At 44.2% G+C, this 22,375-nt stretch carries 14 protein-coding genes and 3 pseudogenes; 10 read left to right on the forward strand and 7 right to left on the reverse strand.

Features of this window, described 5'->3' with window-relative positions; translation table 11 throughout:
• Positions 1 to 6: 6 nt before the first annotated feature.
• Entirely contained in the window at positions 7 to 2,412 is a 2,406-nt protein-coding gene (gene pheT, locus BTO10_RS12750) for a phenylalanine--tRNA ligase subunit beta (protein WP_105024746.1), read from the forward strand.
• Positions 2,413 to 2,887: 475 nt separating this feature from the next.
• Here the strand turns inward: pheT and BTO10_RS12755 are convergent, their stop codons facing one another.
• Both BTO10_RS12755 and BTO10_RS12760 read right to left on the reverse strand, forming a co-directional pair.
• The gene (locus BTO10_RS12755) at positions 2,888 to 4,069 is read right to left on the reverse strand and encodes an MFS transporter (RefSeq protein ID WP_105024747.1); all 1,182 of its coding nucleotides are present in this window, start codon (positions 4,067 to 4,069) and stop codon (positions 2,888 to 2,890) included.
• 1 nt (position 4,070) lies between these two features.
• Positions 4,071 to 4,418 carry an Ldh family oxidoreductase gene (locus BTO10_RS12760; RefSeq protein ID WP_105024748.1) on the reverse strand — a complete coding sequence of 116 codons (348 nt, stop codon included), beginning with the start codon at positions 4,416 to 4,418 and terminating at the stop codon, positions 4,071 to 4,073.
• A gap of 324 nt (positions 4,419 to 4,742) precedes the next feature.
• On the opposite strand from BTO10_RS12760, the pseudogene BTO10_RS12765 reads away from it, so the two are divergent.
• The 3 genes and pseudogenes from BTO10_RS12765 (at position 4,743) to BTO10_RS12775 (ending at position 8,513) form a co-directional block, all read left to right on the forward strand.
• Positions 4,743 to 5,919: pseudogene (locus BTO10_RS12765) on the forward strand (ISL3 family transposase).
• 718 nt (positions 5,920 to 6,637) lie between these two features.
• Positions 6,638 to 7,294, forward strand: a complete 657-nt coding sequence (locus tag BTO10_RS12770; protein ID WP_105024749.1) for a 2OG-Fe dioxygenase family protein — start codon at positions 6,638 to 6,640, stop codon at positions 7,292 to 7,294.
• Positions 7,278 to 8,513: a cysteine desulfurase-like protein gene (locus tag BTO10_RS12775; RefSeq protein ID WP_105024750.1), complete on the forward strand. Its 1,236-nt coding sequence runs from the start codon at positions 7,278 to 7,280 to the stop codon at positions 8,511 to 8,513. Before BTO10_RS12770 ends, BTO10_RS12775 begins: the two co-directional genes overlap by 17 nt.
• A gap of 138 nt (positions 8,514 to 8,651) precedes the next feature.
• On the opposite strand, the gene BTO10_RS12780 is transcribed toward BTO10_RS12775, so the two are convergent.
• A complete protein-coding gene (locus tag BTO10_RS12780; protein ID WP_105024751.1) occupies positions 8,652 to 9,323 on the reverse strand; it encodes a type 1 glutamine amidotransferase domain-containing protein in 672 nt (223 codons plus the stop codon).
• A 207-nt stretch (positions 9,324 to 9,530) separates the two neighbouring features.
• Between BTO10_RS12780 and BTO10_RS12785 the strand changes: the two genes are divergently transcribed.
• Both BTO10_RS12785 and BTO10_RS23875 read left to right on the forward strand, forming a co-directional pair.
• The gene (locus BTO10_RS12785) at positions 9,531 to 10,415 is read left to right on the forward strand and encodes a LysR family transcriptional regulator (RefSeq protein WP_105024752.1); all 885 of its coding nucleotides are present in this window, start codon (positions 9,531 to 9,533) and stop codon (positions 10,413 to 10,415) included.
• Between the two features lie 307 nt (positions 10,416 to 10,722).
• Positions 10,723 to 11,899, forward strand: a pseudogene (locus tag BTO10_RS23875) (sensor domain-containing diguanylate cyclase).
• Between the two features lie 108 nt (positions 11,900 to 12,007).
• Here BTO10_RS23875 and BTO10_RS12795 read toward each other — a convergent pair.
• Positions 12,008 to 12,832 (reverse strand): DUF2797 domain-containing protein, encoded by an 825-nt coding sequence (locus BTO10_RS12795; protein ID WP_004738492.1) that lies wholly within the window; start codon positions 12,830 to 12,832, stop codon positions 12,008 to 12,010.
• A 301-nt stretch (positions 12,833 to 13,133) separates the two neighbouring features.
• Between BTO10_RS12795 and BTO10_RS12800 the strand changes: the two genes are divergently transcribed.
• Both BTO10_RS12800 and BTO10_RS12805 read left to right on the forward strand, forming a co-directional pair.
• Positions 13,134 to 14,429 (forward strand): GGDEF domain-containing protein, encoded by a 1,296-nt coding sequence (locus tag BTO10_RS12800; protein ID WP_105024753.1) that lies wholly within the window; start codon positions 13,134 to 13,136, stop codon positions 14,427 to 14,429.
• Positions 14,430 to 14,552: 123 nt separating this feature from the next.
• Positions 14,553 to 14,768: pseudogene (locus BTO10_RS12805) on the forward strand (GlpM family protein); the annotation flags it as partial.
• Between the two features lie 249 nt (positions 14,769 to 15,017).
• Here BTO10_RS12805 and BTO10_RS12810 read toward each other — a convergent pair.
• From BTO10_RS12810 to BTO10_RS12820, 3 genes are all read right to left on the reverse strand, one after another.
• A complete protein-coding gene (locus BTO10_RS12810) occupies positions 15,018 to 16,388 on the reverse strand; it encodes an SLC13 family permease (RefSeq protein WP_105024754.1) in 1,371 nt (456 codons plus the stop codon).
• 199 nt (positions 16,389 to 16,587) lie between these two features.
• Complete coding sequence (locus BTO10_RS12815; RefSeq protein WP_105024755.1) at positions 16,588 to 17,340, reverse strand: SanA/YdcF family protein; 753 nt, start codon at positions 17,338 to 17,340, stop codon at positions 16,588 to 16,590.
• Positions 17,341 to 17,501: 161 nt separating this feature from the next.
• Entirely contained in the window at positions 17,502 to 19,190 is a 1,689-nt protein-coding gene (locus tag BTO10_RS12820; protein ID WP_004738485.1) for an NAD-dependent malic enzyme, read from the reverse strand.
• A gap of 184 nt (positions 19,191 to 19,374) precedes the next feature.
• Here BTO10_RS12820 and BTO10_RS12825 point away from each other — a divergent pair, with 184 nt between their 5' ends.
• The gene (locus tag BTO10_RS12825) at positions 19,375 to 21,762 is read left to right on the forward strand and encodes a helicase-related protein (RefSeq protein WP_105024756.1); all 2,388 of its coding nucleotides are present in this window, start codon (positions 19,375 to 19,377) and stop codon (positions 21,760 to 21,762) included.
• A 203-nt stretch (positions 21,763 to 21,965) separates the two neighbouring features.
• Complete coding sequence (locus BTO10_RS12830; RefSeq protein ID WP_004738481.1) at positions 21,966 to 22,343, forward strand: hypothetical protein; 378 nt, start codon at positions 21,966 to 21,968, stop codon at positions 22,341 to 22,343.
• Positions 22,344 to 22,375 lie beyond the last annotated feature (32 nt).

Consider the following 22,375-nt stretch of genomic DNA (forward strand, 5'->3'; position numbering starts at 1 on the left):
GAAACTATGAAATTCAGTGAATCTTGGCTACGCGAGTGGGTTAAACCTGCAATTAACAGCGAAGAGCTAGCTCACCAAATCACTATGGCTGGTTTGGAAGTTGACGATTTAGAACCTGTTGCTGGTGAATTCACCGGCGTTAAAGTAGGTAAAGTGGTTGAGTGCGGTCAGCACCCAGACGCAGACAAACTACAAGTAACTAAAATTGATATCGGCGAAGAAGAGCTGTTAGACATCGTTTGTGGTGCATCTAACTGTCGTCTTGGCCTAACTGTAGCAGTAGCAACAGTTGGCGCAGTACTGCCTGGTAACTTCAAAATCAAGAAAGCAAAACTACGTGGTGTTCCATCGCACGGCATGCTTTGTTCTTTCTCTGAGCTAGGTATCGACGTAGAGTCTGACGGCATCCTTGAGCTGCCAGAAGGCACAACGCTAGGTATGGACGTACGTGAGCTTCTTGAGCTTAACGACGTAACTATCGATGTAGACCTAACAGCAAACCGCGCAGACTGCTTCAGCATCCGTGGCCTTGCTCGTGAAGTTGGCGTACTAAACCGCGCAGACGTTACAGAGCCAGCAGTAGAAGCTGTTGCAACAAGCATTGAAGACACAGTATCTGTTGAAGTTAAAGCAACTGATGCTTGCCCACGTTACCTTGGCCGTGTGGTTAAGAACGTAAACGTGAAAGCGGAAACACCAATCTGGATGCAAGAAAAACTGCGTCGTTGTGGTATCCGTTCAATCGACCCAGTTGTAGACATCACAAACTACGTGATGCTAGAGCAAGGCCAGCCAATGCACGCATTTGATCTAGCTAAGATCGAAGGTGGCATCGTGGTTCGTCTAGCAGAGCAGGGCGAAAAACTAACACTTCTAGATGGCAACGAGGCTGAACTAAACAGCAACACACTTGTTATCGCTGACCACAACAAAGCACTAGCAATCGCTGGTATCTTTGGTGGTGAAGAGTCTGGTGTAACAACTGAAACTACAGACGTACTTCTAGAAGCAGCATTCTTCGCACCAGATCACATCCGTGGTCGCGCACGTGCTTACGGCCTACACACAGATTCTTCTCTACGTTTCGAGCGTGGTGTTGACTCAACACTTCAGCTAGCTGCTATGGAGCGTGCAACACAGCTTCTAGTTGATATCTGTGGTGGTGAAGTTGCGCCAGTAAACGGCAGCGAATCTGAAGCTGATCTACCAAAAGCAAACGTAGTATCTCTACGTCGCGTTAAGCTAGACAGCCTACTAGGTCACGAAATCCCATCTGAAGACGTGGTAGAAATCCTAACTCGTCTAGGCTGTACTGTTTCTGTTGTAGAAGATACGGAGACAACGGAAGCGGGTTGGACGGCAACGTCTCCATCTTGGCGTTTCGATATCGCAATCGAGCAAGACCTAATTGAAGAAGTAGGTCGTATCTACGGTTACGATAACATTCCAAACCAAGCGCCTAAAGCGGCACTTAAAATGAACGACCACAAAGAAGCTGACCAACCGCTTAAGCGCGTTCGTGACCTTCTTGTAGACCGTGGTTACCACGAAGCAATTACATACAGCTTCGTAGAACCAGAACAGCAAAAACTGATCGTTCCAGATGTTGAGCCGCTAATCCTGCCATTCCCAATCTCTGCGGACATGTCAGCTATGCGTCTTGGCCTAATCCAAGGTCTTCTAAACACAGTGGTTCACAACCAGAAGCGTCAACAGTCTCGCGTTCGTCTATTCGAATCAGGCCTACGTTTCATCCCTGAAGAAACAGCTGAAAACGGCATGCGCCAAGAAATGATGCTTGCGGGCGTTATCTCTGGTACTCGTGGCGAAGAGCACTGGGACGTTGCAACTAACACTGTTGACTTCTTCGACCTGAAAGGCGACCTAGAAGCAGTTCTAGAGCTAACAGCGAACGAGAAAGCATACAGCTTCAAAGCAGCTAAGCACCCAGCACTTCACCCAGGTCAAACTGCGGCTATCGTAGTAGACGGCAAAGAAGTGGGTATCATTGGTACTGTTCACCCAGAACTAGAGCGTAAGTTTGGTCTTAACGGCCGTACTATCGTATTCGAAATCGAATGGGCAGCTATCAACACTCGTGTGCTTCCAGAAGCAGTAGCAGTATCTAAGTTCCCTGCAAACCGTCGTGATATCGCAGTTGTTGTTGACGAAGCTGTAGCTTCTGGCGACATCGTAGAAGCGTGTATCGCAGCTGGTGGCGAATTCCTAACAGACGCTAAACTGTTCGACGTTTACGTAGGTAAGGGCGTAGAAGAAGGCAAGAAGAGCCTAGCTATCGCACTGACTCTTCAGTCTGTAGAACGCACACTAGAAGATGCAGACATCGCTGGTTCAGTAGATGCTATCGTAGCTTCAATCTCAGAGAAATTCGGCGCAGCACTTCGCGACTAATCTCTTCTGATAGATAGAAAAATCAAAGGCCTCGCAATTGCGAGGCCTTTTTGTTTATAGGTCGAATAGAGAGTAGGGGCTAACTCGTTTTTTTGGCAGTTTTGAGTTAGAGAGAACTCTGCTAGAAATAAAAAGAAGACATATCGGCCTCTGTCATGGATTAGTTCTCCCGATATGTCTTCCACAATAACCCAAGCATTGTAAATCAAAGTCTTAGATAAAATTAACAACTAGACGTCAAACATCACCCCGACAACCGTGAATCACAAGAGCTCTTTGTGTGTGGCAACACTGACAATACAGATATCATTGGTACTCTAAATATTTTAAAGCAGGAATTCCGCTTGCTGGACTGTGGAGAGTAGGCATTAGCCACTTGATGAATCAGGAGTTTGCACCTAAAGCAATTTAGTGTGAGCCATATAATGGGAATTCCCTAGCGACTTCGCTAGGGGAGAATGCCAACAAATATTAGTTACGGTATTTGTACAAATACGCCTTGTTCTTTTAAAAATGGAGAGCGTAAAACCAATATCGTTACTATTAGAAACATTGTAAGAGCAAAAAACCAAGCTAACTCTATACCTAGCCAATCAGAAAGAAAGGCAAGAAGTATAGTTGAAAAAACAGAAAAGAAAATAAACAACCTTTCATTGTATGCCATTGCATTACTTATTCTTCCTTTTGAAGTGTAATTCATAATTAATGTATTTCTCATTACTCTAATATAAGAGTGGCTTAAAGCTAAAATAAATAACATTACATATAAAGAATAAATTCCTACATTTAAATAGGGTAGAAGCATAGAGAGAACAATTAAAGAAGAAAAGCAAATATAGTGCTTCTTAAAATCTTCTATTGATTGAGGACTAGCAAGGCTACCCACTATAGCTCCTAATCCATAAGGGATAACCATGATTCCAAAATCACTTGATAACGCATTAAAAGAGTTGAACAAAGGGGGGTATAGTACATTTAATGAAACAACTAAGACATATGGCGCAATAGTTAAGGTGATTATTTTATTATTATCCCCACATTGAAAGCCCGAAGTGTAAGCATGCTCCAATTTATTGCGATGTTGGGGGGTGTTGACTGGCTTCTCATTCTCAATCCCAAACGAAATCATTATAGAAGCAATAAAACAAATTAATCCGAACGAACAAACATAAACAAGAGAGTCATCACGAATAAATATATACGCAAACCCTCCAGAGAAAACAGTAATTCCTTGTCTAACAACCTCAAGTCCCTTATTGGCTTTGTGTATAACGCCATCTCTAAACTTACGCTTAACATAAATACTACGCACAACTTGATCCGCAGTCTTTACCATAGTGAGAATTGCTGTTGCCAGTACAACCAAAGTCAAGTGATAAAAAACAGGTAAACTCTTGATATCTGGGTAAGTTATAAGGAATAAACATACGAGAGTGCCCAAGGTGTATATGCCAATTAATACTAATCTGGACCTATACTTATCAGAAAGTCTACTGATATAAGGAAGGGCAAAAAAAGAAAATATATAACCAGAAACCAAAACATATGAAAGGTACATGGAAGAATTAAAGATATTTTCTACGTACCAAGAAATGGCCGTAATAAAAACAGAGATAGCAACACCTGAAGTAAATGATGAGAAAAATATGTAAAACACCCTAACTCCTAAAAGAAAAAATCATAGTGGAATGTGATGTTATTTTTTTATTTTTAGCAGCTCCTTGTTGCTTAACGATTTCGTTCAAAGCAACATAACCTAGAATACCACTTGCGTCATATAGTTCTGTTATCTCGTTTTTCAACAGCTGTATTGGCGATTTTTTTGGGTATTTATGTAATTGGTCGATTATCCACTTAACTCTAACCAAACCGTGAGAAGTCACACCGCGCTGCTCAGAGTAAAGCAATTGCTCTGTTAATTCGTTTGCTTGTTTATCTGAAAGCTGCGCGTCAAAAAATATTTTTTTGACCATGCTTTGTAATAGCTCTATGGCTATTTTCTTCATAATACTTTTCTCTTTTTTAACATTTACTTAATCTAAGTATTCTATCCATTAAATTTCTTAAAACTGAGATTACACGCTCAAACTCAACTAGTTGCATATTGCATATGTGAAAACTTATTTTGTGAATTTAAGCTGTAACATAGCAATGTGTGACTGATGAGTATGATGGTTGTTCTCTGGTTAAATGAGTCTGAATACATACGAGGTTTATTGGTAATACTCTGATTTACAATGCTTCTTTCTCTAGAAAATTAATGGTCTACCTTGCCGTTATTATCTTCCACATTGTTTCGCTTTAAGGGGCAATGTGTTGAGTCTTTTTAAATAGAAGAAGCCTCTCAATCGCTATTAGTTCGGTGTCGTCGAGACAGGCGGTTTAAAGTTAAGAAGCCGATGTCAGACTCTCCACGCACCGTCGACCACCACATTCGAAGGCGGATTCAAGATCTTCCTGTTAGTGGCCGACCATGTACGATTGAAGTAGAGTTCTCTCAGACTCGAGACCAAATCGGTAGAAGGTTGATTGAACCTACTGAATATGTTGCCAAAGGAAGTCGTTACACGGCCCGATTTTGCAAGCTCATCAGCGGTTTATGCCGCCATATGAGTATCCATGCTGTTTCTCAACATTTAGGTATTCGCTGGGAAACCGCCCAGAATATCGATAGGGAGTACTTGCGAGCGAGCTTACCTTCCTTGGAGTCTGAGAAATTGACCAACCTAATGCATATTGGTGTTGATGAGGTAGCACGAGCGAAGAGGCATGACTATATGAGGGTGGTATATGACCTAGTTTCTGGCCACCTCATTTGGGTAGAGCATGGTCGAAAAGCCAAAGTGCTCATCACTTTTTAAGCGGTTATCAGTAACAACGAGAGAGGGGATTAAGGCAGTTTCAATGGATATGGGGTAAGCTTATCAATCAGCTGTTAGGAAAATGTTGCCCAACGCAGATGTCGCCTTCGACCGATTTCATGTGATGAAGAACTACTGCATGTTTATGAAAAAAGTGAGAGCAAAAGCGTTTAAGAACTGCTCCCACGAGGAGAAGACAATACTCAAAGGCACGCTCTTTCTCTTACTGAAAAATGCGATCAAGTTGAATGATAAACAATCCAACAGGCTCGACGATTTACTCGAAAGCAATAAGACCCTATGCATCATTTATATGCTGAAAGAGCAGCTACAAGCGATTTGGGATGAGCCTTGTTACAAGACAATGGTGGCTGAACTCGAAGCTCGGAGTCGTCTTGCGAAATCGACTCGAATTCTCTCATTAAGTAACATTGCTGATGCACCTCTAGAAAGGAAGGTTGGTATCTTTAACTACGCGAAATACAAATTAACTAACGCTCGAGTAGAGGCTGAAAATGTCTCTATTGGTTTGCTCAGGCGAAGAGCTTGAGGAGTAAAAGATATCGAACATTTCAACTCAAAGATCAGACAAACGTCGGTTCCAGACACCTATTCTATCTTTTACCCAAATACCAAGCTTACGTAAGCGGAGAAGAGCCCTTTTAATAGGGGAAATTATTCGGTTCGAAGTACGCAACAGCTTTTGCTCTGAATTGTTTCCGGGCATATCTCGGAGCTACATCCATGGTCATAGTGGATTTCCACATTCTCAACCGAAATATCCCACTTCAAGCATCTTCGAGACTAAAAACGCAATCAACTCGCTCTCTCAACAGAATTAAACCGTTTGAGGGAGGCCGAGTTCCCCCCGAACTCGACCTGTTCCAGACGCGCAAGCAAAGGCGTGTGGATTCTGGCGTACTCATAAATTAACCAATTCCATTTTGTTGTGTAAACAATCAATAGCTTGGCCACTGATAGGTAGGTCGTATTTCGATGTGCAAAAATATACAAATAAAGTATGTCGAAATAGGGGGATGAGCCTAGATGCCGCGGCTGGCGTATTAATACGTGAGTGCTGAAAAAATAATAAAGACAGCATGCTAGTTAATAATATCGTTAGAATTGATTTTAAAGGTGTTTATAACTAGATAGTGAAGTGTGCTAGTTTTAAGAGTTGGTCATCTTTTATTCTGGTGTTATACACTGCTTTTTATTTAAAACTTGGTTTTACAATCTGAATTATTAATTCTGACGGGATAAATGATTGTTTATTGTTGATTTGGCAAGATCTTCAAGTATCCTTTTATGTAAACAAAACGTTAAATGTCGAAAGTAAATTAACAATCATTAAGGAGTCGATGATGTTACACGCTCACGAAAATACCCTACATATTACCCATCTCAGTAACCACGCGGTTAAGGAGCTGTCACCTTCTTTCTCTAAGCTACCTAGCACAGAGCACGCAGACGGACAGTACCGATTGAGAAGGTATTCTGTGGTTGAATTCAGTAATGGAAAAGTCGTTGAGCTAGACAAACATGACTTCGTCCAGTCTGAAGACATCAACCACTTCCAAGGTGATGTTGTTCGTCAATTCGAGCCAATTGAAGCACCAATTCTTAGCAGCGAAGGCATGCAAGAGATGTGTGAACTGTTTATTGAAACTAACGGGCTTGAAGATGGACAAGAAATAGAAATCCACCAAATTCGTATCGCTGCCATTTATGAAGAGACACAGGTTGCGCCAGAAGGCGTGCACCAAGATGGCTTCGACCACATCGCCCTAGTTGGCGTGAACCGTCACAACATTGTTGGTGGCGAAATCATGCTGTACCAAGATTCTCATGAAGCTCCGTTCTTTAGAAAAGTGCTTGAAAATGGTGATGTTACAATGCTTGCAGACAGTAAGCTGTGGCACAACGCACAACCAATTCGCACCATAGACCACGATGAGATGGGCTACATGGATTTGTTTGTGCTAACGGCTAAGGATGCGCGCAATGTCCTTCACTCTTAATGATGTACGTCAGCAGTTCAGTGCCTTAGGCCAATACCATGACGGTAAGCCGGTTACCTTTTTTGATGGCCCGGGTGGTTCTCAGGTTCCTGAGAATGTTCTTGCGTCGATGACAGAATACCTTGGCCACTTTAACTCTAATTTAGGCGGTCACTATTTCTCGAGCCAGAGGACGACAGGCTTGATGCAGCAAGCGCGAGAGTCAGTGCAAGCATTACTTAATGCTGAATCCTCTGGCAATGTTGTATTTGGTGCCAACATGACCTCGCTGACTTTTCAGCTTAGCCGAGCGATTAGCCGCGATTGGCAAGCAGGCGATGAGGTGATTGTTACTGCGCTAGACCACTACTCAAATGTATCGAGCTGGCAACAAGCAGCAGACGACAAGGGTGCGATTGTTCGCCAAGTTCGTGTCGACGAGTCAGATTGCAGCCTAGACATGGCACATTTTGAGTCGTTACTGAACGAGAAAACCAAACTGGTTGCTGTGACCTTTGCTTCAAATACCACGGGCTCAATTGTTGATGTCGCGAAAGTTATCGAGCTTGCACACCAACACGGCGCTCAGGTGTATGTGGATGCTGTTCATTATGCACCACACCACTTGATTGATGTTCAGCAGTTGAACTGTGACTTCTTAGCGTGTTCGGCTTACAAATTTTTTGGCCCTCACGTTGGTATTGCTTACGTGGCGCCTCAATGGCTACATACGTTAAAGCCATACAAGGTTGAGCCTGCCACTAACATCGGTCCTGGTCGTTTTGAAACAGGAACGCAGAGTTTTGAAGGCCTAGCGGGTGTGATTGCTGCGGTGGATTACTTGGCACAATTTGGTGAGCCAACCGACTCATTACGTTCTCGCTTAGAGCAAAGCTACGCGTTGTATAACAAGCATGAAAGCCAGCTGAGCGAGTACTTCCTAAAACGCTTGGGCGATCTAGAAGGGGTTAAACTCTACGGTAAGACGGAATTTGATTCCAACCTAAGAACGCCAACATTCGCCATCACCTTTGATAACCACTCTCCAGAATTTATCGCTAAGAAGCTGGGCGAGCATAATATCTGTGTGTGGAACGGACACTTCTATGCATTAGGTTTGGTGAAGCAGCTGGGTATTGAAGAGCAGGGTGTAGTGCGTATTGGTTGCATGCATTACAACTCGATTGAAGAAATAGACCTACTGTTCAACGTGCTCGAGGGCATTGTTAGAAATAACTAAAAGCGGGTTACAGAATTAGAAAAGAGCATACCTCTCTCAAGAATATTGAGTCTGAAGTATGCTCTTTTTTTTCGCTTTATTTAAGGGACTCGTGTAGTTGAGTCAGTCAAGCTATAGATCCATCAAGCTATTACTCGATTAAGAAAGGTGCTCAACAATTGCGACACCTACAGCGTGTGCGCTTGTCGGGTTTTGACCGGTGATTACTCGCTCATCAACAATCACAAGCTCTTGCCAAGGTTGAACCTTGTTGAAACGCGCTGCCCCACGAGCTAGCGACTCTTCCAGCAGGAATGGAATGTCGTTGATGGTGCCGAAGTCGATCTCTTCTTCACGTGTAAAGCTAGTCACTGATTTAGAGCTCAGAAGTGTTTCGCCATTGCTCAATACGATAGGTAGCAGGGCTGCTGGGCCATGACATACTGCCGCGACAACGCCACCATCTTCATAATGCTTGGCAGCGATGCTAGCGAATTGCTCATTAGACGCTAGGTCTGAAAGCAGGCCAAAACCACCTGGGTAGAAGATCGCATCATAGCTGTCTGCATTGATTTGGCTTACTGGAATCGTGTTGTTAATGCGGTTTTGGAAGTCATCATTCGCCAAGATCTCAGCATTAACCGTATCTCCTTCAATATCAGTTCCGTACATCGGTGCTTTGCCACCATTGATAGAGGTGATGTCGTATTCGAACCCAGCAGCCAAGATCTCTTTCAGAGCGTGGGTAAGTTCTGGAGCATAAGTGCCGTTCGCTTGATCTGTCTCGCCAAGTGTCGCGTGGTTAGTCACTGGAATTAGTATTTTTTTCATGATTCGTCCCTTTGAGCTGCTGTTCTTCTCGTTAGATGTTGGCGCTTTTCTCTAAGCACTCGTGCTTGGTGTTAACCTGTGCACTGTTACTTAGCTATCGCCGTCTTGTTACATCTAATACTAGTTCCAAATCATTTAGGTGATAATATGCTTAAAAGGCAAAACATTGTTGCTATATAGCAAAGATAAAACGCGAGTAGGTTAAGTATGGATAGCTTTGAAGGGATTAACGAATTCGTTGCGGTTGCCGAATGCCACGGTTTTTCTGCGGCCGCTAAGCAGTTAGGTTGTAGCACCAGCCATGTGAGTCGACAAGTTTCAAGGTTAGAAGAGCGAGTTGGGGTGGCTTTGCTTGCCCGCTCAACGCGCATGGTAAGCCTGACTGAGTCTGGACATACTTACTATCAACAGTGCAAAGACTTAGTGATTGGGCTACAACAAGCTAATGAGCAAGTTACGTCGCAACAGACTCAGCTGAGCGGTACATTACGTGTCAGTGCTGCAGGCGGATTTGCCGAGAATCATGTTGCGGCAGCGCTGATGGAATTTGCAAAATCTCATCCAGATCTAACCATTGAAATGAACTTCAACACCAAGATGGTGAACTTTATTGAAGACGGTATCGACTTCGCGATTCGTTACGGTCGGTTAGATGACTCAGGGCTGGTGGCAAGAAAGTTGGTCGATCGCCCAATGGCAGCGGCGGCGAGTAAAGCGTATATCGATCAATATGGCGCCCCCACTCATCCAGAACAGTTAAAACAACACAGCTGCATTATTGCCAATAGTGACCAATGGCTGTTTGAGCAAAATGGAAAGCCATTGAATGCGGTAAGAGTGCATGGTCGATGGAGAAGTAACAATTCAAGCGCGGTACTGAAAGCGTGTGAAGAGGGGCTCGGCGTTGTGTACCTTCCTAGAAGCAGTTTTAATGGCGGGCTAACCAATGGCAAGCTGGTTCCTGTGCTAGAAGAGTATTGGGGCTCGGGTACAAGCAGCTGGATTGTTTATCAGAACCGACGCTTTCTACCTCAGAGAGCGCGGCTAGCGATAGATTTCTTGGTCTCTTATTTTTCTGACTGGAATGAGTAGTGCTGTCCAAGCTAAGAAGCCAGAAACTATTGCAGATAGAAACCAAGGAAGGCAAAAGATAGAAAAGTTAATCATTACATTGCTATAGGTTATCTATTTTTGTTTTTTGGCGCGCGCAATCAGATTGAGATGCTTGTCTACTTTTGGTAACTCGTGCTAGCGATTGATTTGTAGAGAAGCAATCAACAGTACGATATACCATGTGGTGTGTTGATGTCCCCTGATACTTGAAAGATTCTGTGGAAGGGTTAGTGGGATATATTGCAATGCTCCAGTGATGAAGTATAGCTAGAGTGTGGAGTTGGTAATGTCTTCAATAAATTTCGAATCTACGTACGGCATAATTATTATTCAAGATATGAATGTGGTTAGTGTTGATGCCAACTACGCTCGTATTTATGGGTACCAATCTCCAGAAGAGTTAATGTCCCAAATTGATAGCTTTCTTGATCTCATATCAGAAGACTTTCATGTCGCTGCCTACAAAAATTATCTTGAAACCGTCAGTGGTCAACGCGATCCTCAAGTCCACACCTCTACCAATGTGGACCGAAATGGCAGAGAGTTTACGGTGTTTTCTATTGATCATGTGACCGAATGGCAAGGAAGACCTGCATTACAAGTGACGGTGATCGATCTGAGCCCTGCGATTCAATTGCAGAATATGATGCGCAAGCAAGATCAGATGTATCAAGACATGATTATGAAATCAGGGCAGGGAATATTAGTGCACCGAGATTTCAAACCTTTGATGGTCAATCAGTCTTGGGTGAACCTGCAAGGTGGTAAGTCGATTGAGCAGGTATTGGAGCTCGATTCTATTCTCGATTTGGTACCACAGCAAAATGTAGAAAGTATCTGCCAGCGTTATCAAGCGGTGATATCGGGTGAGCCCTCAGGCACCAGTAACGTGGGAGAGAATATTGGCTTAGATGGTTCCATCGTTTCTTTAATATTTATGACAATGCGATTATTTGGGAAGGTCAACCAGCCGTACAGGTTGTGCTTGAAGATGTCACCCAAAAGGTGATGTTGGAAAAACAGCTCGTGCACCAAGCGCACTACGATGAGATGACGGACTTACTGAATCGCCGGGCTATTTATGAGTGGTTTAGAGAGCACATGGCCTCTGAAAATCATCTCGTGTGTATGCTGCTTGATATAGATGATTTTAAATCGATTAATGATACATACGGTCACATGGTCGGTGACGAGGTGAAGAGTTTATTGTCTTCATTCCGAATGCGACGGCAGAAATGTCATGTGAAATCTCTGAACAAATTCGCCAACAGTTTAATCAAGCTGAGTTCAAAATTGATGAGCAGATTCGATTCAATTCGAGTGTCAGTATCGGTGTGAGCGATAGCCGTGCGTGTGAAGAAGGCATGACGATTGATGCTCTGGTTAACCTCACCGATCAATCTCTTTATCGCGCTAAAGCCAATGGTAAGAACTGTGTAGATGGGGATATGGTCGCGCTCTAGTCTTTTCTCGTTATTTTTTAAAGCGGCTCGTCTCATCTGAAATAAAAATGCCCTGAAGCAGAAGCCTCAGGGCATTTTTGTATCTCACTTGTCATGGTGCTCCGCTGTTTAAGCAGAAACCTCAACTTCGTAAGAACCAAATTTACGGATGTTAATCACGCCCGTATCTAAGATTAGGTATTGGCCTTTAATGCCTTGCAGCACGCCAGATACTTCAGGGTTCTTATCAAAGTTATGCGAAACAATCTTCACCGGGTGCTGTTCAACTGGGTAGCTTAGTGAAGTGATGTTCTCACTCAATACTTCGATAGCATCGTCACCGAATTTTGCTTTGATCTCTTGGATCTTATCTTCAACCAGTGGAAGCAGCTCTTTTGCTTTCTCTACCAGTTCCATGTCGTCGCCATCGCCTTTCAGCAGTGTGCGCCAGTTAGTTTTATCAGCAATGTGTTTTGCTAACTCAACTTCGATCAGGCCAGAGATTTGGCGAGTTTTAACCTTAAGGATTGGTAGGCCTTGTGTTGCGCCTTGGTCAATCCAGCGAGTAGGGATCTGCGTATGACGAGTAATACCCACTTTTAGGCTTGATGTGTTCGATAGGTAAACGAAGTGATCAACCATGCAGTTTGCTTCGCCCCATTCGGGCTCACGACAAGTGCCTTCATCGTAGTGACAAGTCTCTGGCTTCATGATGCACATGTCGCAGCTTGCCAGCTTTTTCATACATACAAAGCAGTGGCCTTGAGAGTAGCTTTTCTTCGTTTTCTTACCACAAGAGCAGCAAAAAATATTACCAGTGTGAGTTAGGTTGATGGTTTTACCAATCAGAGGGTTTAGCTCTACAAACTCTTCGCCTACAGGCAAACGGTAGGTTACCGCGCCATCAAGGGATGCACTCATCTTCTTGAGTGTTCCTTTCGCTAATAAAGACATGACATTACTCATTGTATTTTGATTATTATTTCGTCGCTCGCTTACCCTGTAATCAGGTAATACGGCTAACGATGATTATGCGATGAGTATAACAAATGGCGCCTGTTTTTATACGCAATATTACTTGATTCTCGACGTAAATAATCCGAATGAAATATAGGCATAAAAATATAGTATGACATTTTGTTCAGCCGTGATATAACGTTTTTCAGTGAATTATTGGAATTAAGATCACTAATTTACGTAACTTATTTTATATCGTGAAATCCCAACCATAGGGATATAAGCCGGAAGCTTAGACGTGAAGTGGAGCCATAAGATAGTCATCTTTTTAGTTATCGCGACGCTTGCCATCGTGCAGTACTACCGTGTTAGCGGAAATCGCGTGATAACAGCGATTACTCCAGATAAATATGAGTTTATCGCGACCAGTGATCAGGTTGATCGAGGCGTTAGCACATCTGAATTATCGTTTGAGAATGGTCAGTACATTCTCGATTGTGAATTGAAAGAGTCTGAGTACCCTTGGCCATACTGTGGCCTGTCGGTTCGTATCAACCCAGACATCACTGTTGGCCTGAATCTATCTCAATATCACACCTTTAGAGTTAACATTGATTACCATGCGGAAGCGGATTCTAGCGGTCGTTTACGAACCTACCTGAGAAACTACAACCCTGCTTATTCGGTTCCGGATAATGAATATACGCACAAGTACAATGGCATGGAGTTCTCGCCTGGTGTTGATGGGGGCGTGATTGAAATACCGATTAAAAACCTGCAAGTGATGACATGGTGGCTAGCGGATAATGACATTGCGCTGGAGCACTCTGCTCCTGAGTATTCTAACGTAAATATGGTGGAGTTCGCGACAGCGTCGGGCGCAAAGCTTGGGCATCATCGCATTGTTATTCGCAGTATCGAATTTGAAGGCTCTTACATCACCGGCGAGAGCTTATTCCTAATCTTGCTGTTTGTTTGGGTTGGCACTGGCACCGTATTCTTAATTTCAGAGTTACACAACTCGCGCAAACGTATGGTGATTGCCGAGAAGAGACATCACCACCTAAAAAACGTTAATCGAGCGCTGAGAGAGCAAAACTTTGAGTTTTCTGAAATGGCTCACCGTGATGAGTTAACTGGAATCCTTAATAGACATGCGATTCGAGACTGGCTGAAGATGCAGTCGCAACATGTCAAGCAAGGCCATAGTAAGCTCAGTATGTTGTATCTCGATATCGACTACTTCAAGAGTGTGAATGACAAGTACTGCCATCAAATGGGAGACCATATACTGCGAGAGTTTAGCATGGTGGTCGGCAGTGCAATCAGCCCTACAGATAAGTTGGTCCGTTGGGGCGGTGAAGAATTTATCATCTTCTGCCCGGAAACTGAGGCGGGTGAAGCCCAGAGTAAGGCGGAACGAATTCGCTTGTTGGTGAGTCAGCATTTGTGGGTTCATGGTGACCCGCTGACATGCAGTATCGGTATTGCTGAAATGAGGCAAGAGAGGGTGACAGAGACAATCGCTCGCGCTGACGAGGCGCTTTATCAAGCTAAACACTCAGGGCGTAATCAGGTGATCTTGAGCCACTAATCTGCAAATTGTTTTTATTACTTTATAAGCCACACGTGCATATGTGACGTGTGGCGTTTTTGTACGCGCTGTATGAGTTTACTCTCTAAAGCTTTTGTTGGTTTGTTTGGATAACGTATTGAAATGATCTCACTGTTCTTTAAATGTTTGCTTGGTGCCGCAGCGGTTTTGTTGATTGCACTGTTGTCGAAAAGTAAGAGTTTTTACATATCAGGGCTTGTCCCTCTGTTTCCTACTTTTGCCTTGATTGCTCATTACATTGTCGGCACAGAACAAACCATGGTAGAGCTGCGTACTACCGCATTGTTTGGCCTGTTTTCTCTGGTGCCATATGCGGCGTGAGGGGGGCTTTTAGAACGGGAATGATTACATGATAGGGATGTAATCATTCCCAAACAAAAAAGGTGGCGAGGAGCCACCAAAAAGGGAAATCGTTTTATTATTCTTTTTAAATGCCCGCTTAGTGATAATCTCAAGTAAATGATCGCTTCACATTGAGTGGGCTTTTTATACTGGCTGAGCGGGGGAACTGCAGCCAGTTAAGTCAGAGCTTTTGCTTATGCAGCTCTCTTTATCAGTGTTTACTTCTTACCAGAAGATCCAAGCGAACAGTGTTAGCACTAGGATACACACTAGGTTTAGAACCATACCAATTCGCATCATCTCTTTCTGCTTGATGTGACCTGAGCCAAATACAATTGCGTTGGGTGGTGTTGCTACAGGTAACATGAAGGCACATGATGCGGCGACAGCGATTAATGCAGACAGGATAACTGGCGACATGCCTAATGCTTCAGCAATGGTTGCGAATACTGGTACTAACAATGCTGCACTTGCTGTGTTACTCGCAAACTCTGTTAGGAATACCACGAATGCGACTACCGCTAGAATCGTTAGTAGAACACCTGCTGTCTCTAAGAAGCCACTTAGTGAGTGTGCTAGGAATACACTGGTGCCAGTCGTTTTTAGGATGTTACTTAGACAGATACCACCACCGAATAGAATCAATACACCCCAGTCGGTTGTCTTCTCAACATCTTTCCATTCCACCGCTCGAGAAGCGCAAAGCAGCACGATTGCACCAATCGCAACTAAGCTATCGAACTTAGAGAAACCGCCGATCATTGCGTTGATTGGCTTACCGAAAATCCATAGCGTCACGGTGAGTAGGAAGATAGACAGTGTGATTTTTTTGCTGTTTGTCCATTCTACTGGCGCGTGGTCTAGCTCGAACTTATGGTTTAGTTTTGGCTTAGTCATAACGTAAAGAATCAACATTGCGATTGGCAATAGAATCATCGAGATTGGTAGGCCAAGTGCCATCCATTCTGTGAAGCTAAGACCAACTTCCGCAGCCGCGATAGCGTTCGGTGGGCTACCTACTAGCGTTGCGATACCACCGATAGACGCACAGTAAGCGATACCCAATAACACGAACACGTAAGTATTGCGGTCTTCACTTTGGTCTACTTTGTTCATGATGCCAAGAACCAGAGGAAGCATCATTGCCGTTGTTGCTGTGTTAGAAATCCACATCGACAAACCAGCACTCACACCGAATAGCATGAATACCGCAACCGACATTCTGCCTTTTGCAATCAGCAGTACTTTGTCGGCAATCGCTTTATCAAGTTCTTGCTTGTTGAGCGCGGCAGCAAGAGCAAAACCACCCAAAAATAGGAAGATGATTGGGTTAGAGAAGTTCGCCAATGCAGCGGGCGTGTTGAAGACACCAAACAGGACAGCCAAGAGTGGAACAAGCAGAGCGGTGATGCTGACATGAATAGCTTCGGTTAACCATAGAACCGCAACGAACACGAGGATACTCAAACCAGTATTGACTTGTGATTCGAAAGGAAGGGTGTTGAGCAAGAGTGCGAACAGCGTGAAATTACCAATTAATATCATGCTGTTGCGGGTAAACAACCAATGTTTCATTGTAGTAACAAGTGCCGTCATAAGGCGCTCCTTTTGTTTATCCTCGTTTATTGATGCACTCGCTTCATAGAGCCGTGCTTATTGTTTTTCGAGGAATATTGACTTCATGTAGGGTTGGGCTTTGTTGAGGGAATGTTACTTAAGTTAATAAAGGAGCGTTGGTGTGTTTTTGTGTAACAGTGGGGAAATGTGAGGCAACAAATTCAAAATGTGTAGATTTCTACACATCGGTTTCTGAAGGGATTGAAATAGGGCTTGGAATTGGTGATGTTTCTTGTTTTGGGCTAGGTTGAATCGGCTCTTTCGGGCCAAGGAATTTCGGGGTTGTGCCCATAATATATAGGTCTAGGAATGCTTTGGTGCGAGCAAACACTTCACGTAAACGTATGGATGTTCCAGAGTGGTGGGTTGGGCCGGAAACCGCCAAACATTGCGCGTGAATGTCATACGAGTTGGCGATGAATAGCGCTCGTTCACAGTGGAATTTTTGAGTGATGATCAGGAAGTTATCGGTATCGAAGATCTTCTTCGCACGAACAATCGAGTCTAAGGTTCTAAAGCCCGCGTAGTCGAGGTTGATACGCTCATCAGGAACCCCCGCTTTTAACAAGTCGCGCTTCATGGTCCACGGCTCATTGTAAGATCGGTGAGCGTTGTCGCCACTTAATAAAAATTGGTCTACTTTTTCACGCTCGAACAGCTCAATGGCCGCTTCGATGCGGTGTTTATAATAGTCGTTGAGCGTTCTACCCAAATATTTGCTGGTACCCAGCACGACGGCAACCTCAACTTCTGGCACCTCATCGATGTCATAGATGATGCGGTCTTCTGCTTGCCACGAAACCCAATAATCAATCGCAATCACCGCAGCGCTGCCTACCAAGAACACTAGGAAAGCGCCATACAGAAAACCTTGCAGCTTTTTGTATGCTTTTAGTAAGTAGTTTCGGCAAATGTGAGAATTGAATTTCACTCTCGGCATAGTCCTTTGACTGAGCATTATTTTTTGAGTTCTCGATAATACCAAATAAAAATGAGAAAAATCAGTTAAAAAGACAAGACAATGTAAAGAAAAAAGCCCCTGAAATGGCAGGGGCTTTTGTAAGAGTGGTATTTGAGAACAAGTACGCTCTATTAGAATGCAGTACGCTTGTAGCGACGGTAAACCGGCTGCCAGAAGTGCTGGTCAATCGCTTGTTGTAGTGCTTCTTCTGTGATCTCAAGTGCAACACCTTGTTCAATCGCTTTCTTACCAACAGCAAAAGCAATCTTCTTAGATACAGTGTGGATCTCTTCCAGTGGTGGAAGTAGAGCACCAGAACCATTGATTGCTAGTGGAGAACACGTTGCCAGTGCACGGCTCGATTCCATTAGCATTTCGTCAGTGATACGTGAAGCGTTCACAGCCAACACACCAAGGCCAATACCTGGGAAGATGTAGCTGTTGTTACACTGAGCGATTGGGTAAGTTGTGCCGTTGTGAACCACTGGCTCAAATGGGCTACCTGTTGCTACTAGTGCTTTACCATCTGTCCAACGAATGATGTCGTTTGGTGTTGCTTCAACACGGCTTGTTGGGTTCGATAGTGGGAACACGATAGGGCGTTCGCAGTGAAGGTTCATCTCTTTGATCACTTCTTTGCTGAATAGACCCGGTGCACCAGATACACCAACCAATACTGTTGGTTTAGCGTGACGAACAACGTCTAGTAGAGAGAAACCAGTACCATCGCTTTCCCAGTCTTTCGTGTTCGCGTTGGTTTGAACTAGGCGCTGTTGGAAGTCAAGCAGGTTCTGCATGCCTTCCTGTAGTAAGCCCCAACGGTCAACCATGTAAACTTGAGAACGCGCTTGGTCGTCGCTGATACCTTCAGACACCATCTGAGCAATGATCGCTTCTGCGATACCACAACCTGCTGAACCTGCACCTAGGAAGGTCACACGTTGATCAGACAGTTTGCTACCTGCTGCTTTACAAGCCGCTAGTAGAGAACCAACAGTTACCGCTGCTGTACCTTGGATATCATCGTTGAAACAACAGATACGATCTTTGTAACGCTCAAGTAGAGGCATTGCGTTCTTCTGTGCGAAATCTTCGAACTGAACTAGCGCATCAGGCCAACGACGTTGAACCGCTTGGATGAACTCTTCAACGAATGCATCGTAATCAGCACCTGTGATACGAGGATGACGCCAGCCCATGTACATTGGGTCAGCAAGACGTTGAGGGTTGTTTGTACCAACATCAAGTACGATTGGTAGCATGTATGCTGGGCTGATGCCGCCACACGCTGTGTATAGTGCTAGTTTACCGATTGGAATACCCATGCCACCGATACCTTGGTCTCCCAAACCAAGAATGCGCTCACCGTCCGTAACCACGATAACTTTAACATTGTGGTTTGTCGCATTATTCAGTAGATCATCGATACGATCGCGGTTCGGGTAAGAGATAAACAGACCACGACCACGACGGTAGATATTTGAGAAGTTCTCACATGCTGCGCCAACTGTTGGCGTGTAAATGATAGGCATCATTTCAGAGATGTGGTTTTGAACTAAACGATAAAAAAGCGTTTCATTAGTGTCTTGGATGTTACGAAGGTAGATATGCTTATCCATATCACTTTCGAAGTTACAATATTGTTTATATGCACGTCCAACTTGCTCTTGGATTGTTTCCGTTGTTTCCGGTAACAAACCTTCAAGGTTAAAAGAGCTACGCTCTTCAGCAGTGAATGCGCTGCCTTTGTTTAGAAGGGGTGTACTTAGTAGAGCAGGGCCAGCATAAGGGATATATAGAGGGCGTTTATCGTTGTTCATTGGATGCCTAATATGGGAGAAAGAGTAACTGAAAAATGATAACGGTTTAGTTATTCAATTGTAAATACTTTCTCCCCGATCTTGGCAAACAAAATGATATTCTTTCTCCCATCCCACAGTTATCGAATTCTAACGTCATAATTCGTTATACTTTGCTCACATTTTTTCGCGGCTCTCTCTTTTTATGTCTCAACTTCCCATCGATAGCTATCAAAGTACTTTCCATCAACAGATCGCCGATTCTCACCTTGTTGTAGAAGCTGAAACCGGTTCGGGTAAATCAACGCGCTTGCCAATTTGGGCATCTCAACATGGGCGTGTGCTGGTGGTTGAGCCAAGAAGAATCGCTTGTACATCGTTAGCTAAGTTTCTAGCGAAAGAATCGGGTGAGAAGCTGGGCAGCAAAGTGGGTTACGCCATCAAGCTTGAAGCGCAATACAACGAGCAGACTGATGTAGTGTTTGTCACACCCGGTATTGCTTTACGTTGGTTAGCAGAAGATGGGCTAGCCGGCTTTGATGTGATTGTGGTGGATGAGTTTCACGAAAGGCGTTGGGACATCGACTTGCTGGTGGCGATCCTCAAGCAGAAAGCGAGTCACCGTTTGGTCATCACATCGGCAACCATCGAAGGGGAGCGTCTCGCTGATTATCTAAAAGCGAACAGGATCAGTTGTGAGGGGCGAACTTATCAGGTTGATATCGAGCATCAAGCAAATGAATCTAGGGCTTTACCAGATAGTCGACATCTAGAGCAACGCATCGCTGAAGAAGTGAATCATCAACTTATGGCATCGCACGGCGATATCTTGGTTTTTCTTCCGGGCAAGAAAGAGATTGTGCAGTGTGAGCAAGCGTTGGCAAAACACCCAGATCTGCAAGTTGTTAAATTGCATGCATCAGTAAGTGACAAGGAGCGAGATCTCGCGCTATCTGGTCGCAACGTGGCTAACGACGATCTCGATGGCAGAGGCTTGCGAAAGGTCATTCTCGCGACTAACGTGGCTGAAACCTCGCTGACAATTCCCGATATTGGTGTGGTAATTGATTCAGGATTAGAGAGAAGAACCGTTCAGCGTAACGGCAGAACCACTTTGATGTTGAAATCCATATCACGCGCGGGTGCTAAGCAGCGAGCAGGCCGTGCAGGTAGGGTAATGGACGGAGTTTGCGTTCGTTTGTATGGCGAACATGCAGCATTAGAGTTAGTCACGCCACCTGAGTTACAGCGTGAAGAGCTGACTGAGCTGATGCTGGCGGCGGCATGCAGTGGTTTCACTTTGGAGAGTTTGTCTTTCCTTGATCCGATTCCAGAAAAATCGCTACACAGCGCAACACAAACTTTGTTGACGATGGAAGCGATTGACGTCGACCATCAAATTACCGAGCACGGAAAAAAGCTTTACCCACTGCCGATTGATGCTTTGTATGCCGATATTGTTACCCGTATTAAAACTAAAGCACTCAAAGAGGCGATGGTCGATCTCACCGCCGCATTGTCTGTGCCTGCTCGTTTATATCAGTTACCCAATAATGCTGAACATTTGGAAGCGCTCGCTCAGCAAGAAAAAGAGGGGTGTGATTTAACCTTGTTGATTCAGATTGTGCGTGGTCGCAATTATCCGCACCTTGAAATCGACCAACAAGCTTTGGCGGAAGCACAAGGGCTTGCCGAGCAAATGCGTGAAGTGTTTGAGCTTCCTCAGTTGGAAGTTGCGTCTCGTTATCAACGAACGGCCCTGCTTGAAACCATTATCAAGTTGCATCCTGAGTTGGTGTTTGTGCGCCGTTTAAAAAGAAGAGAGGCATTTGCTAACGGGTCACTAGAGGTGGTGCTTGGTCGACAAAATCGCTTTCCTGATAATGCGCAGGCTATGTTGGTGTTTGATACTCACAGCCTTCCCGGGCGAGGAGTTAAGCAGACACTGACTCTCGCAACAACCACAGCACCGATTGCACTTGATCTGATGGTTGAGGCGGAACTTGGCGAATGGCAACAGGGTGAAACAGTGGTCAATGATGATGGTGTGTTTACCGAGATGGATTTGGTGTACGCAGGTCGCACAATCTCGACAAAACTGGTTGCAGCAGAAGGTCAGTTGTCCTTAAAGCCTATCGTGGATCTGGTGGTAAGTGGTGCTCAGCTTCCTGGTTTTTCTGAGGCTCGCACTCGAGAGATCAAGCATTGGCAGCTGTACGTCAAGCTTGGGCTGGATGAGCAAACCAAGTTTACCTCCGATATCGAGCAACTGAATTTTGAATCGTGGTTTATTGAGCAGCTTGAGGTGTTAGGGGTTACCGATGTCAGTGAGCTTGAAATGTTTGATGCTTCGGACATTCCTTTTGAAGGTATCCCTAGTTGGCTATACACAGAGTTCGCTGAAAAGTACCCGTTCTCAATCACTCTTGCTGATTTGAACTTGGAGGTTGAGTACCTTGTGGGAAGAAAGCTGGTTTACGTTCATTATCAGTCGGGCAGTAGAAAATCACCGCCGAAACGATGGGAATTACCGATTTGGTCTGGCTGGCGTATTCAGTACAAAAAGGCGAGCCGAATTATTGATATAAAATAGATAGATAAGTTTTATCTTCAAAATATTAATCAAATAGGCGCATATATGATTTTTCAGTGGTGATTATGTTACAAATTTGATTTTTATATGCCATTTTAACCAATCAAAAGGTCATAAAAGACCATTCTTCTATATCCTATTGCTATAAAGAAAGAGTTGATAGATATTGAGTATATTGTGTTGCCAAAGTGTCGGGGGACATCATGGATAATCAGAAAGAGACGCGTGTAGAGTTTGATTACACAACTTTTCTTGGCGCCTCGTGCAGTAAAAAATGGACTTTTCTGGAAGCACTTACCACTATCGCTCCAGTGTTCAGTACCGTTTGGCGAGACAGCATCAAAGAGCTAGCAAGCCCAGAAGATCGCTTATGGCAAATGGCACTAAAATCGATGTCTACGCGTAAGAGTGATGAATCGAACATCGTTACTTTGCTTAAGCTTGCCAAATTAGAAGGTATCAATGAGCTCAAAGTAGTGATGCCATATTCTCTTGAAGAAGAGCAGATTGAGTACATCGAATCGCGTAGTCATTTAGTGATTGCAGGTAATACTGGAGAAGAGTTTACTATACGACTGTAAGCCTTGTACCAGTGAGAGCGATGCTCAAACAA

It is taken from the genome of Vibrio chagasii (assembly GCF_002954585.1).
GTDB lineage: Bacteria > Pseudomonadota > Gammaproteobacteria > Enterobacterales > Vibrionaceae > Vibrio > Vibrio chagasii_A.

Bases quoted from the DNA above. Each gene is read 5' to 3' on its own strand.
- pheT (WP_105024746.1), top strand. From the start codon at position 7: ATGAAATTCAGTGAATCTTGGCTACGCGAGTGGGTTAAACCTGCAATT.
- BTO10_RS12760 (WP_105024748.1), bottom strand. From the start codon at position 4,418: ATGAAGAAAATAGCCATAGAGCTATTACAAAGCATGGTCAAAAAAATA.
- BTO10_RS12770 (WP_105024749.1), top strand. From the start codon at position 6,638: ATGTTACACGCTCACGAAAATACCCTACATATTACCCATCTCAGTAAC.
- BTO10_RS12775 (WP_105024750.1), top strand. From the start codon at position 7,278: ATGTCCTTCACTCTTAATGATGTACGTCAGCAGTTCAGTGCCTTAGGC.
- BTO10_RS12780 (WP_105024751.1), bottom strand. From the start codon at position 9,323: ATGAAAAAAATACTAATTCCAGTGACTAACCACGCGACACTTGGCGAG.
- BTO10_RS12785 (WP_105024752.1), top strand. From the start codon at position 9,531: ATGGATAGCTTTGAAGGGATTAACGAATTCGTTGCGGTTGCCGAATGC.
- BTO10_RS12795 (WP_004738492.1), bottom strand. From the start codon at position 12,832: ATGTCTTTATTAGCGAAAGGAACACTCAAGAAGATGAGTGCATCCCTT.
- BTO10_RS12810 (WP_105024754.1), bottom strand. From the start codon at position 16,388: ATGACGGCACTTGTTACTACAATGAAACATTGGTTGTTTACCCGCAAC.
- BTO10_RS12820 (WP_004738485.1), bottom strand. From the start codon at position 19,190: ATGAACAACGATAAACGCCCTCTATATATCCCTTATGCTGGCCCTGCT.
- BTO10_RS12825 (WP_105024756.1), top strand. From the start codon at position 19,375: ATGTCTCAACTTCCCATCGATAGCTATCAAAGTACTTTCCATCAACAG.
- BTO10_RS12830 (WP_004738481.1), top strand. From the start codon at position 21,966: ATGGATAATCAGAAAGAGACGCGTGTAGAGTTTGATTACACAACTTTT.